Origin of the sequence: Oceanotoga sp., from assembly GCF_030445905.1 — a bacterium.
Classification (GTDB): Bacteria; Thermotogota; Thermotogae; order Petrotogales; family Petrotogaceae; genus Oceanotoga; species Oceanotoga teriensis.
Window position 1 is genome coordinate 37,217 of sequence record NZ_JASUSU010000011.1, and the last position, 18,991, is coordinate 56,207.

Here is an 18,991-nt window from a genome sequence, read left to right on the forward strand (position 1 = left end):
ATGATAGGAGAGGAATGTGGAATATTTGGAACATTTTTAAAAAATCCAGAAGAGATAAATGCTCCATCATATGTATTAGAAGGACTCGTTGCACTTCAACATAGAGGACAAGAATCATGTGGTGTTTCATATGTGCAAGATAATAAAATTCTTGTAAAAAAAGAGTTTGGTACTGTTTTAGAAGGTTTTAATGATAAAGAAAAAATCCAAAAAATGAAATCTTATATATCGATAGGCCATGTTAGATATTCTACAAAAGGTGGAAATATAATAAATAATGCTCAACCTTATAAAGTAGATTATAAAGATTCATCATTTTCTATAGCTCATAATGGACAAATAGAAAATGCAAAAGAAATAAAAAAAGAATTGGAAAAAGATGGACATATATTTTTAACAGATTCAGATTCTGAAGTAATACTTCATATTCTTATAAAAAAATTAAAAAAAGAACCAGAAAAATGGAATATAGAAGAAATATCCAATATACTTCAAGAAAATTTAAAACCATCATATTCACTTTTAATGATGATGAAAAATAGATTAATAGCGATTAGAGATCCACAAGGATATAGACCTTTATCAATATATGAAGATGAAAAAGGATATTATATATCTTCAGAGGATTGTGGATATAAATTTTTAAATGCTAATTATAAAAAGGTAAGAGACATAATGCCTGGAGAAACAATCGAAATAACATCAAATAAAATTCAAAAATATACTATAAAACAAAATAAAAAAACAAATTTTTGTTTTTTTGAACATGTATATTTTTCCAGACCAGATTCGAATGTATTTGGCATAAATGTTCATCAAATGCGTAAAAGACTTGGGGAAGAATGTGCATTACAAAATCCAGTAGATGCTGATATAGTTATTCCAGTTATGGACAGTGGATTATCAGCTGCAATCGGATATTCAAAAATGTCAGGAATACCATTAGATATGGGACTTATGCGTAACAGATATATAGGTAGAACTTTTATAAATCCAGTACAAAAAGATAGAGAAATAGGTGTTATAAGAAAATTAACCCCAATATTAGAAATAGTAAAGAATAAAAGAGTCATACTCGTTGATGATTCATTAGTAAGAGGAACAACTATGAAAAAAATAGTAAAAATATTGAGAGAAGCTAAAGCTGAAGAAGTACATGTGAGAATATCGAGTCCGAAAGTAATAAATGTTTGCAATTGGGGAGTTGATATACCAGATACTCAACAATTAATAGCTGCTAATAATGATTTAGAAAATATAAGAAAAATAATACAGGCAGATAGTATAGGTTATGTAAGTATAGAAGGAATAAAAAAAATATTAAACAATAATTTTAATAATTATTGTTTAAAGTGCTTTCAGAGGTGAAAAAATGAATTATGAAAATAGTGGTGTTAACATAAATAAAGCAAATAAAATGATAAATGGAATAAAAGAACTAATAGGTTCAAATATAGGTCTTTATGCTGGAATATATCCATTGTATAAACATATAGAAGATTATAAAAAACCATGTCTTATATCATCTTCTGATGGAATAGGAACAAAATTATTATTACTTGAAAAAAATAAAAGATGGGATATTGCGGCTCAAGATCTTGTCGCAATGAATGCCAATGATTTAGTATGTATGGGTGCAAAACCCCTATACTTTATGGACTATTATTCAACATCTAAATTAAATGAAACAGAGGCAATGAATTTTATAAAAGAATTAAATAAAATATTAAAAAGTATAAATTGTGAACTCTTAGGTGGTGAAACAGCGGAATTGCCAGGAATGTATAAAAATGAAACAGTTGATATTTCAGGTTTCATAACTGGAATAGTAGAAGAAGATGAAATATTGAAAAAAGAAAATGTAAAAGAAAATGATATAATATTAGCTTTAAATTCAAATGGCCCACATTCAAATGGATTTTCTCTTATAAGAAGCTTAATAGATTCTAAAAAACTTGATATAGATGAAGACTTAATAAATCCAACCAGATTATATGTAAATGAAACTTTAGAATGTAAGAAATATTTAAAAGCCGCAGCTCATATTACTGGTGGAGGTATAGTAGAAAATCTTGAAAGAATAATACCAGAGAATCTAACTGCAAACTTAAAATTAAATTGGGAAATTCCAAATATATTCAAAAAAATAAAAAATTCTGGTGTTGAACTTGAAGAAATGTTTAAAGTATTTAATATGGGAATTGGAATGATATATATATTAGAAGAAAAAAATATTTCTAAAGTACAAGAAATATTGGAAAAATATAAAATATCTAATTTTATAATAGGAAAAATGGAAAAATATATGGATAAAAAAGTTTTTTTGGAGATTTAAAAAATGAAAAAAATAATAATACTTGCATCTGGTAATGGAAGTAATTTTGAAAGTATATGTAAAAAAATAGATAAAAATGTAAAAATAGAATGTCTTATAACAAATAATCCTATGGCTCAAGTTATACAAAAAGCAAAAAAATATCAAATAAAAACACATATAATAGACTCAAAAAGTATAAACAAAAATGAATATAAAGAACTATTAATAAAAACTTTAGAAAAATATTCAAGCATAGATTTAATAGTTTTAGCTGGATATATGAAAATTATAGAAAAAGAAATAATAGAAAAATATAAAAATAAAATAATAAATATTCATCCATCATTATTACCAGCTTTTAAAGGCATGAATGCAATACAAAAAGCTTATACTTATGGTGTGAAATATACAGGAATAACAATACATTATATAGATGAAAATATAGATGAAGGAACAATAATAGAACAAAAAGTGATAAAAATAAATTATAAAGAAAACTTAGAATATCTCGAAAATAAAATACATGAAATAGAGCATGAAACATATACAAAAGTAATAGAAAAAATATTAAAAACAATGTAAAAAAAAGCCTCCAAGCAGATTTTGTATTATTTATTAATCACATATCTGTTATGGAGGTATATTTTTACTTAACTCTTTTTAATTTCCATTTTCCTTTATTATAAAATGAAACACTTACAATTGTTTCCGCAAGATCAGCAAATAAAAATGAAGCCCATACCCAATTTATATCAAAATTTAAAATTTTTATAAATACAATTAAAAAAGGTAATTGAACTCCCCATCTTGAAATCATACTGGAAATAAAAAATGGAATATTATAACCAGAACCTGAAAAAGCAGTTGCCAATCCAAAACCATAACCCAAAAATATTAGGCCAATAGACCCAAAAATTAAAAAATCAGAACCAAACTTAATAACTTCAATATTATCTGTAAAAAGAGATAATATATTTTGTGAAAAAAATAAAATAATTATTGTGAAAATCATCATAAAAGATATAGAAAGAAAAGCTGCCATCTTTGAAGAATCTTCAGCTCTTTTAACATCATTAGCTCCAAGTGATTGACCTATAATGGTTGAACTTCCCATAGAGAGACCTACTAAAGGCATAAATGCAAATCCGAAAATTCTACCAGCTATTCCATTTGCGGCAAGTGCATTATTTCCAAATACTGAGATAAAACCTAAAATAAAAGTATTAGATAAATTTCTTAGAAATATTTCAAAACCATTAGGTAGACCTATTGTCATCAAAGAAATATCCACATTCTTATTCAATTTTAAAAGACCTTTTAAAGACGGTTTTATACCTCTTTTACCAGAAAATAAAAAATAAAAACCTATAAAAAATGCAATACTCTGAGAAATTATAGTTGCAACGGCAGCACCGAAAACGCCCAAATTAAAACCAGGAATAGATAAAAATGGAGTCTTATCAAACATGAAAATTGGATCTAAAAAAATATTTAAAATACTGACAAATATCATTATAAACATTGGAGTTTTTGGATCACCTATACATCTTAAAGCAGTGTTAACAGAATAAGAAGAAAACATAATAGGTAAAAAGAAAAGTCTTATATATCCATATTCAAGTCCCATGTTAACCGTTTCTATATCTGTAAAAAGATACATTATAGGTTTTAAAAAAATGGATAGAATAATAGCAGCGATTAAAGCCATCAAGAATTTAAAAGTTATAGTTTGCTCTATTGCTATATTAGTTGATTTTATATCTTTTCTTCCAAAAGCTTGAGAAATTAAGGAAATTGAAGAAGAACCTATTATTTCATTTAAAGACTCAACAACCCAAAAAATCGTTGTAAATATAGTTATTCCTGCGATAGCTTGAGATGATATTTTTCCTATCCAATATAAATCAACAAGGTCATATATCATTTGAGCACTGAATCCTATCATAGTTGGAATAGCCATTAAAAAGATATTTTTAAAAATACTCCCCTTAGTTAAATCTTTTGACATATATTCCTCCAAATATTACCAAGCTTCTATCTGATCATCTACTATATCATCATTGAATCTTGGAATAAAAATTCTATTAGATCTTTCATTACCAAAAAAATCTTTTTCTATACTGTTAAAAGTTCCCAAGTTATATTTATATTTAATTTCTTTATTGGGAACAACTTTAACTTTTAAAGAATAAGAATCATCAGAATTTTTTGTCATTCTATAATTTTCATCTCCTGGGAACCAATTATTAAAATTTCCCATTATATATATATCATCGTTTTCGTTTGTTTCAGATGGTATAGAAGAAATTACAAAAGTAATATAAAAAAAGTTATTTTCATCAATGATATAATCATTCCCTTTTGAAGAATCAATCGAATTAACTTCATTTACTTCAGAAGTTTGAATAGAACATGAAACTAATATCATCGAAAAAGATATTAAAAAAGCAAAAAATAAAAATTTTTTCATAAAAACACCTCCAAATTTTTAGTTATTATTATCATAATTTTTTTTCCAAAGAAAATATGAAAAATTAAAAATTCTTTTATAAGAAAAATGAAGAATCAGATAAAATGTTAATCCTATTAAAAACCAGAGATTAGCCATTAATTCATAAATACGACCATCCACTACAAAAAATACTTTATATAAAAATAAAGAACCTAATTCGATTAAAGAAAAACAAATAATTTGAAATATAGCTCTTTTCTCTATTACTGATACTGTCGCTGGTAAAAGTATTAAACCGTAAAAAATCCATCCAAAAGGATCATTCAAAAACAATATTATTACAAAAGTAGATATAATAGACATATAAAAATATCTTTTACCTGCCATTTTAAATATAAAATAAAGAGGAATTACAGCAAGAAAAGAAAAAGCCATTCCTAAAAAAGGTATGAACATTTGACTTGAAAATAATAGAACACTTATAACTGAAAATATTGCAGAAACCGTTATGTTTTTTGTCATTATGAACCTCCAAATAAAATATGGTAAAATGTTATCATGTATAATTATATAACATAAATGAGGAGGATTATAAAATTGAAAGAAAATTCTGTGCAAATGGAAAAAATTATGAGAGAAATAAACTTTAAAATAAAAATAGAAGGAAGAAAAGTATTAAAACAATTAGAACTATCAACAGCACAATTTGATGTTCTTCAAATACTTTATTTTAAGGGAGATAAAAAATTAAGTGATATAAGTAAAAGTTTAGGAGTTACAAAATCAACAACAACTGGATTAATAAAAAGACTTGAAGCGTTAAATCTCATAGAAAAAATACAATCATCAAAAGATAAAAGAATATATAATGTAAAAATAACAACAAAGGGGAAAAAAATAATAGATGAAGTTATAATACGCAGAATAAGTTTAATGGAAAAAGTGATAGAAAAAATGGGAAAAGATGAGACTTTTATAGAAAAATTGATAAAGCTAAAAAATACACTAAATGAGGTGGTTGAAGGTGATGAACTATAAGAAGTCTGTTTTAAGTATATTTTATTTGATGATTTTAACTCTTTTTTCATTTTCGGCAAATATAGTAATTCAGGGATTAAAAGGGACAGACATCTTTATAAATGATGTATATAATACTACAATACAATCAGAACAAACAATAATAGAAATACCAGAAGGAAACTATAATATAAAACTAAAAAAATCTGGTTTTACTGATTATGAAAAAAATATACAATTACAACAAAATTCATATGAAAATTTAATTGCTCAACAAATACCACTTACAAGAATAGAATTTAATTTGAATATTCCTCAATTTACAGTTGAATATGAGTATCAGCAAACAAAAATTAATTATGAATTAAAAAACAAAGATTATATAGATATTCCTTACACTGTAAAATCTATAAAAATAATGGCGAATGAATACAATACTCTTGAAGTAAATTTAAATTCAAAACCATTTTTAAAAACGACAATAACGGATGAATTGTTAAAAATGGGATATATAAAAATCAATACAACTCCAGAGAAATCAAAAGTTTATTATAAAAATGAATATATTGGAGAAACACCTATTATAATAGAAAAAGAAAAAATAGAAGATATATATATAGAGAAAGAAGGTTATATAAGAGAAAAAATAGAAAATTATTCAAATCAAGGAGAAATGACTATAAATTTAAACAAAGGAATAAATTTAAGTATAGGAAGTAATCCAATTGAAACTGCAGTTTATATAGATGGTGAATATAAAGGAAATACTCCATATTCATCTATGTTGAAAAAAGGAAAATATACAATAACCCTTTCAAAATTTGGGTATAAAACAAAACAAATGTATATAAATCTTGAAAAAGAGGAAGATTATAATTCTTATTATATTACATTGGAAAGTATGTTCAATGAAATAGATATAATAAATGCTAAAGAATATGAAATAAATATAGATGGTGTTTATTTTGGAAATGGAATAAATAAAATATATATAGATGATTCTAAGCATTCATTCAGAGCTTTAAATAAAGATAAAAATATAAATACAGTAATTGATAAAAATATAAAGATGATAGACTTAAAAAGAACATCTTTCATAAATGTTGTAGGTTCAGAAAATGAATATATAAATATGTTAAATAAGTCTTTAAAATCACCATCATTTTTTAATTTAAATTTGATTTCAAATGAACAACCTGTAAGCATAAAAACAATTTCAAATAATTATATAGTAAATGCAAAACCTGGAGAATCTTCTGATCTATTCACAAAAGAAGATAAAGCAATGTTGATAATAAGTTCTAATAATCCAAATACATCCTTTTATATAAATGGAGATTATGTAAATGCTCAAGATGCTATAAATAAAATTGTAAATCCTGGAACATACAATATAAAAGCTAATTTTGCAAATATGAGTGAAATAATTAATGTTGATATAAAAGATAATGAAATAAAATATATAAACTTTAATTTTAAATATGATATACCTGTAAAAATAAAGTCCGATACGGGTATAAAAGTAAATGACAAAAATTATACGAATATACCAGAATTATTTTATTTGAATATGGGGGCAAACAAAATAGAATACAAAAATGAAAAAATAATCATTTTTATTTATGAACCTCAATATATAGACTTAACATCATTAAATTAATTGGAGGTAAAAAATGAAAAAAATAATAGTATTTTTATTTATGATAGTGATAAGTTCTTTCGCATTTTCTCAAACAAATATAAAAGATTTAAAACCTTCATCACCATCTTATCCACATGTTATAAGAATGATAGAAAATGGAATAATGACACTTGATAATCAAGGAAGGTTTAATGGTTCAGAAACAATGCCCAAATATGATATAGCTGTTTTTGGATCAAAAATTTTAGATTATTTAGAAGGAATATATGGAAATAAAATTGTAGACTTTGAAAATAGAATAGCTTATATAGAACAAGCTAAACCTATAGAAAGAATAGAAAATCTTGAAAGTATGGTAAATACTTTTGATCTTAGAATAGAAAATTATGATCAAGATGTAAAATTACTTACGAAACAAGTAAGTGACATATTGAAAGTCATAACTCCAGGGGAAAACCTTGAAGCAGATAATGTTATATATAAAAATATCGTTGAAAATACAAATAAAGTTGCCGAAAAAGCTGCAAAAGAAGAATTACAAAAAATAAGTGAAGAAACATTAGTTCAAATGACGGAATTTAATAAAAAAATGGAAAATTTTGAAAAACAAGTACAACTTTTGAACCAAAAGTATGATAAAAATACAGAATATTTAAATACTTTAATAATGTCTAATGAACAAAAAAGTAGAGAAGAGTTAAAAAACTATGTAGATATGAAATTTAATAATGAAATAGATGCTTTAAAAACAACTTTAAGAAACATTGCAAACTCTGAAATCGGTTATTACAGTACAACATTAGAATCAACTCTTATGAAAATGGATTCAAGAATAGTAAATATAGAAAATAGTATTAAAGATATAAATACATTAAACTTAAATTCATATGATTCAAAATTAAATGATATAGAAGCAAAATTAAAAGCATATGAAAATAAAATAATAGATTCAACATTAGATGATAAAGATCCTTCATCACAATTAATAAAAGCTGAAATAGAATCTTTAAAAATAGACTTAAATAAAATTCAAAATGAGATCAAAGGCATACAAGACTCAAATAAATACAATAAATCATATATAGAATCTTTTGATCAAAGAGAAAAATACTATATAAACTTATTAAATCAAACAAATGAAAAATTTGATAATCTTTCATCAGAACTTATTTTTCAAGGAAAAAAAATAGATAGTTTAATGTTTCAAATATCAAAAAATGATATAAATAAATCTGAAGAAAATACTTATGATCCACAAATGCAAAATTTAACCCAAAGAATATCAAGCCTTGAAAGATTCATGAGCATATATTCAGATCAAATAGGACAAATAGATATATATTCAAAAGGATTTGAAGATTTAGAAAATAAAGTACAGAAAAATTCAGATATAATTCAAAAAATAAATTCAGAAGATAAAAAATATAAAGAAGATTATGAACAACTCAATAGCAAAATAAATTCTATAACCAATCTAATAAATGTCACGAATGAAGATATAACAAAATTAGGAGATATAAAACTAATAGGAACAAGAATAGGAAGTATAGAACAAAAATATGAAATTATAAATGAAAATTCTTTCAACAATAAAAACAATATACAAGATTTAAATTATAGATTATCAAACCTTGAGAAATCTATAAGTAACTTTGATATAAATAAAGAACAAATAAACAAACTCAATGAAAGTTATGAAGAATTAATAAAAAAATATTATAATTTATTAGAAGAAATAGATTCACAAACAAATTTAAAAACTGCATTAGATGATGTGAAATTAGAATTAAGAAATGAAATATCATCAGAATTTATAGCCAGAGATTCAAGAATAGAGAGAATTGAAAGGGATATAACTTCAATACAAGAAAAAGAATATAACAACTCTTCTGATGAAAATATAAACTATGTTGGAGAAACACTCGCAAAACAAAATACACAAGAAATCGAAAAATTACAGAAGAAAATCGAAGAATTAGAAAAACCAAATACATTTAATTTATGGTCTACTGTTACAACTGGAATAGTTGGTGTTGCTGTTGGAGCAGCTATAACTTGGTTTATCTTATCTTCGGGACTTTAAGGAGAAAATATGAAGTATGGATTAGCTTTGGGAAGCGGTGGAATAAGAGGATTAGCCCACGTAGCATTAATAAACTTATTAAAAGAAAAAAGAAATCAAAAAATAGATATTATATCAGGATGCAGTGCAGGGGCCGTAATAGGGGCCCTTTTTGCCTTGGATCCAGAATTGGATCTTTATAATAAAGTTGAACAAGTTTTAAAAAATAATTTGTCCGAATTAAATAAAATAACAAAATCATTGAATTCTAAAATAAATATGTTCACTAAAATAATATCTACAACTGGAATAAATACCAATGATATAATATATAATTCATTAAAAGAAATCTTTCATAATAAAAAATTTTCTGATTGTAAAATACCTTTTTATGCAATAACATTTGATTTAGAAACTGGTGAAGAAATAATAATAAATGAAGGTTTTATAATAGATGCAGTCATGGCTTCTGCAAATGTTCCTGCTGCTTTTTATCCATTAAGAATAGGTGGTATGCTCTTAGTAGATGGAGGATCTATAACTCCTGTTCCTGCAAATGTTTTAAAAGAAGAAGGAGCAGACTATATAATATCTTGTGATATATCTCAACCAGATTTCAAAGAAGAATATGATAATGGAATAGAATATATAAATACAGTTGATGAATTCAAAATAGAATTAATAAATCAAAGAGAAAAAGCTATAAGTGATGAATATTATATATTTGATGAACAATTGAGTTGGGAACAGTTTACACAATACGATTATGTATATAAAAAAGCTTATGAAAAATTTGGAAGTGAAATATTATGAGAATAATTATGGGTGGATATTTTGAAGGATTATATTGGGAAAGTGGAGTTTTACAAGGAATACTTGAAAATCAAAATAAAATAGATTTTTATCTTTCTGGAACAGGAAGTCTAATAGGAATATTTTTTAGTTTATACCAAGAAAATTTTTTGGGTAAATTAAAAAATTTTCTTTATGAGAAAGAAAATCCTTTAAATTCAATAATATCGAAAGATATATATCAAAGTAGGTATTCTCAAATAACATCACTTTATAAACTTGGAAGAGGGAATAATTCCTTATACAATAATAAAGAATTGGAAGAATATTTAAAATCATATTTTAAAACTTTAAAAATATCAGATTTAAAAGAAAATATAGAATTAGAAGTTTTTGATTTAAAAAATAGGCAGTTTAAAATAATATCAAAAGAAACCTATATATATGAAGCTTTAACTATGGAACTTTCTGTTCCTCCATATTATCAGTATTATGAATATGATGAAGGATTATATATACCATCATCATACTTATCTATTATTCCAGTAAAGGATATAAAAAATGATGATATAATAATATCATATGAGTCAAAAGTAGAACTTCCAATACCAAAAAATGGAGTAGAAATACTTTTGAAAATTTCAAATAGAAGATCCATAAAAAATTATAGGATATATACAAATTCAAAGAATAAAATAGAACCAGAAAATATTTCAGAAAATCCATACAATATAAAAGAATTTTTTAATGGTAAAAAAGCTGCTTATAAATTCTTGGAGGGAATAAATGAAAATTAAAAAAATAATGATATTGTTTATTTTAATCCTTGCTTCAATAACCTATGCATCTACTGTAAATGTTTCCGCTGATGATATAAGTGGAAAAGAAAAATATTATGTTTTAAGAAACAATGTTAAAATAAAAAAAGAAGATATAAACATAATAACAAACAGTGCAACAATAAATATAATTAATGAAGAATGGGACAATCTATTAGCTGAAGATATAAAAATAAATTCTGAAACGTTTGATTCAAACGCAGAAGAACTTTTTTTTGATTTAAAAGAAGAAAAAGGTGAATTAAAAAACAATGTTGAAACAAAAATTAAAATAGATGAAGAGATAATGACAATAAAATGTGATATTATGAATTTTGATAATAAAAATAAGTCCTATCAAGGAGAGTCTGAAAATATAGTAAAAATAATAAAAAGTGATTATAATATTCAAGCAAAAAAATTTAGTTATAAAGAAGAAGAAAATGTATTATATCTTGAAGGTGATGTATACATATTAAATGAAAAGAAAAAAATGGAATTAAAGTCACAACAAGCAACTTTTAATACCAAAACAAATGAAATGAAAGCTACTAAAGTTAATCTAACTCTTGAAGTAGAAGACAAAAAAGAAGATTAAATAGGGAGGAAAAAAATGTTAGATATAAAATATGTAAGAAACAATATAGACGAAGTAAAAAATTCATTAGAAAACAGAAAAAATGATACAAAAATATTGGAAGAATTGATCAAACTTGATGAAAAAAGAAGAGAAATAATGAATATAGTCCAAGATTATAGAGCAGAAAGAAATAATAATACAAAAAATGTAGCAGATTTAAAAAAACAAGGTAAAAATGAAGAGGCACAAAAAATAATAGATGATGGTAAAAAGATATCTGAAAAAATAAAAGAATTAGATAATGAATTAAAAAAAATAGATGAGGAATACTCTTTAAAGCTACTTTATATTCCTAATATTCCTGCAAATGATGTAAAAGTAGGAAAAGATGAAAACGATAATATTGAATTAAGAAAATGGGGAGAGCCTAAAAAATTTAATTTTGAACCTAAAGCTCATTGGGATATTGGTCCAGACTTAAATATGATGGATTTTGATAGAGCCAGTAAATTATCGGGATCAAGGTTTACAATATTAAAATCACAAATAGCAAAATTGTCAAGAGCATTGACGAATTTTATGCTTGATACTCATACAAAAAATGGTTATACAGAAATAATGCCACCACATCTTGTAACGAGAGAAACAATAACTGGAACAGGTCAATTACCAAAATTTGAAGATGATTTATATCATACAGATGCTGATGATTTATTTTTAATTCCAACAGCTGAAGTTACTTTAGTGGGAATGCATAAAGATGATATATTAACTCTCGATGAAATGCCTGCAAAATATTGTGCTTATACACCATGTTATAGAAGAGAAGCTGGAAGTTATGGTAGAGATGTAAGAGGTATGATAAGACAACATCAATTTGATAAAGTTGAACTCGTTTGGCATGTTCATCCAGAAGAATCTGAAAAAGCTCATGAACAATTAACAAAAGATGCGGAAAATATATTACAACTATTAGAATTACCTTATAGAGTTATATCATTATGTACAGGAGATTTAGGTTTTTCGGCAGTAAAAACATATGATATAGAAGTATGGCTTCCATCATATCAAAATTATAAAGAAATATCTTCATGTTCAAATACAAAAGATTTTCAAGCGAGAAGAGCGAATATAAGATTTAGAGATAAAGACAATAAATTAAAATATTTACATACATTAAATGGCTCTGGACTTGCTGTTGGAAGAACTTTGGTTGCAGTACTTGAAAATTATCAAATGGAAGATGGAAGGATTAAAATTCCAGAGGTATTAAAACCTTATATGAATGGGTTGGAGTATATAGGTTAATGCCAAATTTATTTTTTGGAAAAAAAGAAAATGATGAAATAATATTGGATAAACAAGAAACTGCTCATTTAAAGATAATGAGAAAAAAGGAAAATGAACAATTAGATGCATTTATAAATGATGGTAAAATCTATAAATGTATTATAAAAAAAATTTCCTCAAAAAATACTATTTTAAAAATAAATGAAATAAGAGAGCAAAAACTAAATTTCAAACCTAATATTAATTTATATTTTGGAATAAGTAAAGTAGATAGAATGAACCTATTAATAGAAAAAGCTGTTGAAATGAGAATAAATACTATAAATATATATAAAGGTGAAAAATCTACCATAAATTATAAAAATGAAGATAAAATAAAAAAAACAGCTATACAAGCGGCAAAACAATCTTATTTATCTAAAATACCAGATATAAACATTATAAATTTTAAAGAAATAGTATTAAATGATAATACCATTGCATTTGATTTTTCTGAAAACTATTCAATGGAAGAAAATCTAAAAAATGATATTCAAGAAATAAATTTATTATTTGGTCCAGATATGGGTTTTTCGGATAATGAAAAAAAAATACTAAATAAATCAAATATTCCGATAATAAACCTTGGAAAAACAATATTTAGATTCGAGACATCGATATTTTATGTGTTAAGCATAATAAATTATAAATATAGAAGACTTTTATAAGGTGCAATTTTTTTGCACCTTTTTTAATTATAAATAAAAAAATAATATATTAGGATAAACTTTTAATATTATAGAAAAATATATTGTAAGGAGGATGAAGATGGCTGATAAAAAAAAGAAGAAAAATAAATCAAAAGGAATTACGATTTTTTTAATAATAGGATTATTAATAGCGTTTTTTCTTTTAAGTGTAGGCTATATAGTTTTTGAATTCAATAGAATATCATACTTTAACTTAAGTTTAAAAAATGATTGGAGAGGATATTTAGCTTATATAACAAAAAACATACCAGTTGTAAATGATATGATTAAGTATGAATATTTAGAAATAGGTAATCCAATTGCGAATCAAAAAGATATCATAGAACAAAGAATAAAATATATGGAAGATCAAAATCTTCAATTAGAAGCAAAAAAAGAAGAATTAAATAAATTAATGAATGATATATCAATACAAACAGAAGAACTAACGAAACAAAAACTTGAATTAGAAAAAAATCAACAAGACTTTCAAAAACAATTAGATGAATTCAATGATTATAATTCAAGAATAAATAAATTATCGGCATGGTTAAGTTCATCAACTCCACAAGAAATAGCCAATGCTCTCATAAGAGATGAAGTCAGTGTACAACTAATAGTTGATTCCTTTTATACTATGGACTCTGGAGTAGTTGCAGAAATACTTCAAGCAATAGCTCAAGTCAACCCTGAAAAAGCAGCTAAAATAATAGCAACACTTGGTGAAAAAAGGGGTGAATAAGTTTGAATGGTATTATATTAAATCTTATAAACAATAATAAAATCGAGATAAAATCAGAAAATAATACAAAAGAAAGTTCTATCGATTTTGAGAAAGTTTTAAATCAAAAAAATAGTATGCAAAACGAAAAAACATATCAAATAAATGAACAAAAAAATACAAAAAAAGAAACATCAAATGAAGAAATAAAATCTTTAAAGATAAATGATATTCCTGTAAAAAAAGAAATAATAGATAATGACAAAAGTCAAATTTTAGAAAAAATAAAAAAAATAATAGACTTAGATGGAATGAAAGAACTTTCTAAAGAACAAAAAAATGAACTAATAAAAAAATTCAAAAATCTCATAAATAATTTATCAAATGAAGATAATACAGAACAATTAAAAGAATTACTTTTACAAATTCAAGATATATTAAAAAAAGTTAATATAAAATTAGAGGTTTTAAATATAAAAGAATCAAAAGAAGGAAAGAATAATATATTTATAAAAATAAAAAATATTAAAACTGATGAAGAAATATTAATACCTCAAAAAAAAGCTAATAAATATATACATGTAAAAATAATTCCAAAAGAAATAATAGAGAAAAATGATACAAAAACAAAATATAATATACTCCAAAAAAATGTAAAAAATATAAAAAAATCTGATTCATTATTAGAAAAGATACAAGATAAAAAATCTGAAATAAAGTCAAAACAAGTATTTATTCCAATAGAAGGTGAAGTTAAAGAAACTTCCAAATCATTAGAAGATTTAAATATTGAAACATCTGAAAATAAAATTCTTGAAATGATCAAAAATCTTCAAATAAATGCAGATAGGGATATAAAACAAAAAGATGAAAAAATAGAATTGGGAAAAAACTTATTAAATAATTTGAAATTAAATGTGCAAGCTTCAAATTCAAATATCAATAATAAACAAATAAATGGAATATTAGAAATGATGCAAAAAGATAATTTAAGAACTACTGAAAATATAAAAATAGAAAATCAAGATCTTATAAAAAAAGATTTTAAAAATATACAAAATGAAAATGTTATTTTTAAACCCATTAATAATTTAGAAAACAAATCTGAAAAAGATGAACAAAAAAACTCAGAAGATTTGAAACAAAATACGAAAGAAAATAAAATAAATTTTGATAATAAAAAAACAGAAAATGATTCAAATAGCAAACAATATGTTCAAAGCTCTAATAAAATAGAAAAAACTTCTAATATAAAACAAAATCAATTGAATACTACTAATAATAAACAAAATGTTACAATGTTACCATTAAAAGAATTAAACAATCATATAGAGCAAATTATTCAAAAAAATACTACATTAAACACATTTACAGAAACAATAAATATCAAAATAACTCCACCAGATTTAGGAGAAATAACTGTAGAATTAACAAAAACAAATAAAACAATAATTATAAACATAATAACAGATAATGAATCATCAAAATCTCAAATAGCGAGGACATTACAACAATTGATAACTCAATTAAAAGATAATGGATATAATCCAGTTCAAGTAAAAGTTGAAGTGGATGTAGAAAATGATTATTTAAATAATCAAAAAGAAAATCCTCAAAAAAACAATGAAAATGAAAAAAACAAAGAAAATAAAGAAAATGAAAGCCAGTTTGAGGATTTATTAAGAGGTGAAGAAATATGATGAATACAGGCATTGATAAAACAGGATTATTTTATAGCACCTTACAGGCAAATAAAGAAAGAGGAATAAAAAAAGAATTGGATAAAGATGCTTTTTTGCAATTAATGCTAACACAGATGAAATATCAAGACCCTACAGCCCCAATGGATAGTAAAGAAATGATTCAACAAGTGTCACAATTATCCCAAACAGAACAAATAATGAATATGAGTAAATCATTTCAAAACATGGTTAGTTCTCAACTAACTTTATATAGAATGCAGGCTACAGGACTTGTTGGCAAAAACGCTGTAGTAGAAGATAATAAAATGGCTTTAAAAGATGGTGTAACCCAAAATGTAATATTTGATGTAGATAAATCTAGTAATATAAAAATAGAAATTTATAATGCAAATGAAAAATTAATCTATTCTGATGATTTAGGAGTATTACCTAAAGGTATAAACACATTTTCATGGAATGGAAGGAATGCAAACGGAGTTGCAATGCCTGATGGTACTTATGAGTACAAACTATATAGAATGGAAAATGGCCAAAAAGTAGAAATAACAGGGCTTGATGGTGGAAAAGTTGAAGCTGTTCAGTTTGAAGGGGAAAAATTCTATGTTATAGTTAATGGTAGAAAATTTCCTATCTCCGCTATAAAAGAAATAGCTGGTGAAACTAAACCAGACCCAGATGAACCTGGTGATGGAGATAAACCTGATGATAAAGATAAAACTGAAGAAAAGGATAAAGTATAGTTATTAGGAGGGGAAAAATATGTTAAGGGCAATGTACTCTGGAATAACAGGATTGAAAAACTTTCAAACACAAATGGATGTAGTTGGAAATAATATAGCAAATGTAAATACAGTTGGATTTAAATCTTCAAGGGTGACTTTTCAAACAACATTATTACAAACATTAAAATCTGGAAAATCACCTGATGGCCAATTTGGAGGAACTAATCCAATGCAAATAGGTATGGGATCAAAAGTTGCGTCAGTAGACAAAATAATGAGTCAAAGCTCATTTCAAAGTACTGGTAAAATAACAGATTTAGCCATACAGGGAGATGGTTTTTTTGTTCTTTCTGATGGAGAAGGCTCATATTTTACGAGAGCTGGAAATTTTACCAGAGATACATCCGGATATTTAGTAGATCCAAGCTCAGGAATGAAACTACAAGGTTGGACTGCAAAAATTTCGAGTTCGGGAAAAAGATATGTGGATTCAAATGATCCTATAGGAGATATACAAATTTCTGCGGGACAAGTTATGGCTGCAAAACAAACAACTTTTGTGAATCTTGCACACAATTTAAAATCAGATGTGGGGATAAAAGAATCTACAATAGTTATAAAATCATTATCTGGACAGAATATACCTGTAAAGTTCAGATTTGAAAGAGATATGAGCAAAGCTAATAGAGATAAAATAGTATATAAATGGACAGCAGAATCTTTAAATGAAGACTATCCTTTGAAAGATAATAAAGGTTATCTTGAACTCGATGAATCGGGAAATGTAAAAGAATGGATAACTTATGATGGAAATACAACAACTCCAAAATCAGATCCAAAAATCAGACTTGGTATAATAGAAAAATATAATATTGAACAAACGGGAACTCCTCCTGCATATCCAACTTTAAATATAGGTGGAGGTACTTCAACTGCTTCAATAGAAGGAGATATAATATTAACAAAAGATGGTAAAAGTGTAGAAATAGACACAACACAACCTATAAATGTTAACTTTGCTGCTGGAACACCTGGAACTTTTGAAGTTACTTTGACTGACAAAGATGGAACAGCTTTAACATTTACTGGAACAGGAAATACTGTAAAAGACATAAATGATGCTCTTAATAAAGGATTAGAAGATGCCGCAAATGGTGTAAAACTAACTGGACTTCAATTGAATGCTACAGATACAAGTTTGAATATAGATGCAGGAACTACTGCATTGACTTTAAAAGGAACTGAGAGAGAAGTTTTACAACCAGCAACAGGTGGAGAAATAAAATTAACAGACTTAGAAACACCGACAAACTTTTCAAAAGTAAAATATCAAAGTCCTACAGTTTCGACTTCAACTCTTATATTTGATTCATTGGGGAACTCTTATAATGCATACATAAAATTTACTAAAATAGATGAAAATACATGGCAATGGAAAGCACAACTTGAAGATGGAACACCTTTAAAGAAATTAGATCAACAAGGAAATCAAACAGATGAAATTGCACAAGGTGTAATAGCCTTTGATTCTAACGGATCTATAGCTGCTACGGATTGGAGTATAGAAGATGATGGTTCAATAAATGAAGTGGATGGAAAAGGTGGATTTGGATTCTGGTTTGATCCAGCAAAAACTGGTGGAGCATTAGATCAATCTCAAGAACCATCTTCATCATCAGCTGCTGGACCTGTTAAAGTTGAAATTAAATTTAATAATATAACACAATTTGCATCTCCAAACTCTGTAACAGTAAATGATCAGGATGGAAATGCTGAAGGAACTCTCGAATCTTTTGCTATAAATGAAGTTGGAGAAGTAGTTGGCTCTTTTTCAAATGGTAGAAGTGATATATTGGGAAGAGTTGCTCTTGCCACTTTTAACAATCCAGAGGGTCTTATGGAAATAGGAAATTCATTATATGCACAAAGTTCAAATAGTGGATTAGCACAGATTGGAATTGCCGGTGTAGGTGGAAGAGGAACATTGATTCCAGGAGCTCTTGAAATGTCTAATGTAGATCTTGCAGAAGAATTTACAAACATGATAGTTGCTCAAAGAGGATTTCAAGCTACCTCGAGAATAATAACAACATCTGATCAAATATTAAATGAATTAGTTAATATGAAAAGATAAATCTCTTAGGAGC

The 18,991-nt window shown here is 25.3% G+C and carries 18 protein-coding genes; 15 read left to right on the plus strand and 3 right to left on the minus strand.

Annotated features, from left to right (window positions below; all coding sequences use genetic code 11):
- The 3 genes from purF to purN are packed head-to-tail and all read left to right on the plus strand — an operon-like array spanning window position 1 to window position 2,899.
- A complete protein-coding gene (gene purF, locus PWP28_RS04810; protein ID WP_109603885.1) occupies window positions 1–1,368 on the plus strand; it encodes an amidophosphoribosyltransferase in 1,368 nt (455 codons plus the stop codon).
- Window positions 1,369–1,372: 4 nt separating this feature from the next.
- Window positions 1,373–2,335 carry a phosphoribosylformylglycinamidine cyclo-ligase gene (gene purM / locus PWP28_RS04815; protein ID WP_264149940.1) on the plus strand — a complete coding sequence of 321 codons (963 nt, stop codon included), beginning with the start codon at window positions 1,373–1,375 and terminating at the stop codon, window positions 2,333–2,335.
- Window positions 2,336–2,338: 3 nt separating this feature from the next.
- Window positions 2,339–2,899, plus strand: coding sequence for a phosphoribosylglycinamide formyltransferase (gene purN / locus PWP28_RS04820; RefSeq protein WP_109603887.1), 561 nt, complete (start codon window positions 2,339–2,341; stop codon window positions 2,897–2,899).
- Window positions 2,900–2,963: 64 nt separating this feature from the next.
- Here purN and PWP28_RS04825 read toward each other — a convergent pair whose 3' ends face one another.
- Genes PWP28_RS04825 through PWP28_RS04835 form a run of 3 tightly spaced genes read right to left on the minus strand, consistent with a single transcriptional unit; the run spans window position 2,964 to window position 5,291 of the window.
- Window positions 2,964–4,325: an MATE family efflux transporter gene (locus tag PWP28_RS04825; RefSeq protein ID WP_206050492.1), complete on the minus strand. Its 1,362-nt coding sequence runs from the start codon at window positions 4,323–4,325 to the stop codon at window positions 2,964–2,966.
- A gap of 15 nt (window positions 4,326–4,340) precedes the next feature.
- Window positions 4,341–4,787: a hypothetical protein gene (locus PWP28_RS04830; RefSeq protein ID WP_109603888.1), complete on the minus strand. Its 447-nt coding sequence runs from the start codon at window positions 4,785–4,787 to the stop codon at window positions 4,341–4,343.
- An 18-nt stretch (window positions 4,788–4,805) separates the two neighbouring features.
- Window positions 4,806–5,291 (minus strand): hypothetical protein, encoded by a 486-nt coding sequence (locus PWP28_RS04835; protein WP_109603889.1) that lies wholly within the window; start codon window positions 5,289–5,291, stop codon window positions 4,806–4,808.
- Between the two features lie 75 nt (window positions 5,292–5,366).
- On the opposite strand from PWP28_RS04835, the gene PWP28_RS04840 reads away from it, so the two are divergent.
- The 12 genes from PWP28_RS04840 (at window position 5,367) to PWP28_RS04895 (ending at window position 18,978) form a co-directional block, all read left to right on the plus strand.
- On the plus strand, window positions 5,367–5,807 hold the full coding sequence (locus PWP28_RS04840; RefSeq protein ID WP_109603890.1) for a MarR family winged helix-turn-helix transcriptional regulator: 441 nt from the start codon (window positions 5,367–5,369) through the stop codon (window positions 5,805–5,807).
- Window positions 5,797–7,446: a PEGA domain-containing protein gene (locus PWP28_RS04845; RefSeq protein WP_308644345.1), complete on the plus strand. Its 1,650-nt coding sequence runs from the start codon at window positions 5,797–5,799 to the stop codon at window positions 7,444–7,446. The genes PWP28_RS04840 and PWP28_RS04845 overlap by 11 nt, the downstream gene beginning before the upstream one ends.
- Window positions 7,447–7,459: 13 nt before the next feature.
- Complete coding sequence (locus PWP28_RS04850; RefSeq protein WP_264149943.1) at window positions 7,460–9,511, plus strand: hypothetical protein; 2,052 nt, start codon at window positions 7,460–7,462, stop codon at window positions 9,509–9,511.
- Window positions 9,512–9,520: 9 nt separating this feature from the next.
- Complete coding sequence (locus PWP28_RS04855) at window positions 9,521–10,303, plus strand: patatin-like phospholipase family protein (protein WP_109603893.1); 783 nt, start codon at window positions 9,521–9,523, stop codon at window positions 10,301–10,303.
- Entirely contained in the window at window positions 10,300–11,079 is a 780-nt protein-coding gene (locus tag PWP28_RS04860; protein ID WP_264149944.1) for a patatin-like phospholipase family protein, read from the plus strand. Before PWP28_RS04855 ends, PWP28_RS04860 begins: the two co-directional genes overlap by 4 nt.
- Window positions 11,069–11,698: an LPS export ABC transporter periplasmic protein LptC gene (lptC, locus tag PWP28_RS04865; protein WP_264149945.1), complete on the plus strand. Its 630-nt coding sequence runs from the start codon at window positions 11,069–11,071 to the stop codon at window positions 11,696–11,698. The genes PWP28_RS04860 and lptC overlap by 11 nt, the downstream gene beginning before the upstream one ends.
- Window positions 11,699–11,713: 15 nt before the next feature.
- Entirely contained in the window at window positions 11,714–12,988 is a 1,275-nt protein-coding gene (gene serS / locus PWP28_RS04870; protein WP_308644346.1) for a serine--tRNA ligase, read from the plus strand.
- Complete coding sequence (locus PWP28_RS04875) at window positions 12,988–13,677, plus strand: RsmE family RNA methyltransferase (RefSeq protein WP_308644347.1); 690 nt, start codon at window positions 12,988–12,990, stop codon at window positions 13,675–13,677. The genes serS and PWP28_RS04875 overlap by 1 nt, the downstream gene beginning before the upstream one ends.
- Before the next feature lie 100 nt (window positions 13,678–13,777).
- A complete protein-coding gene (locus PWP28_RS04880; RefSeq protein WP_109603898.1) occupies window positions 13,778–14,440 on the plus strand; it encodes a hypothetical protein in 663 nt (220 codons plus the stop codon).
- A gap of 2 nt (window positions 14,441–14,442) precedes the next feature.
- Window positions 14,443–16,119: a flagellar hook-length control protein FliK gene (locus PWP28_RS04885; protein WP_308644348.1), complete on the plus strand. Its 1,677-nt coding sequence runs from the start codon at window positions 14,443–14,445 to the stop codon at window positions 16,117–16,119.
- The gene (locus PWP28_RS04890; protein WP_109603900.1) at window positions 16,116–16,862 is read left to right on the plus strand and encodes a flagellar hook assembly protein FlgD; all 747 of its coding nucleotides are present in this window, start codon (window positions 16,116–16,118) and stop codon (window positions 16,860–16,862) included. The genes PWP28_RS04885 and PWP28_RS04890 overlap by 4 nt, the downstream gene beginning before the upstream one ends.
- Before the next feature lie 19 nt (window positions 16,863–16,881).
- The gene (locus PWP28_RS04895; protein WP_109603901.1) at window positions 16,882–18,978 is read left to right on the plus strand and encodes a flagellar hook-basal body complex protein; all 2,097 of its coding nucleotides are present in this window, start codon (window positions 16,882–16,884) and stop codon (window positions 18,976–18,978) included.
- The last annotated feature ends 13 nt before the right edge of the window (window positions 18,979–18,991 follow it).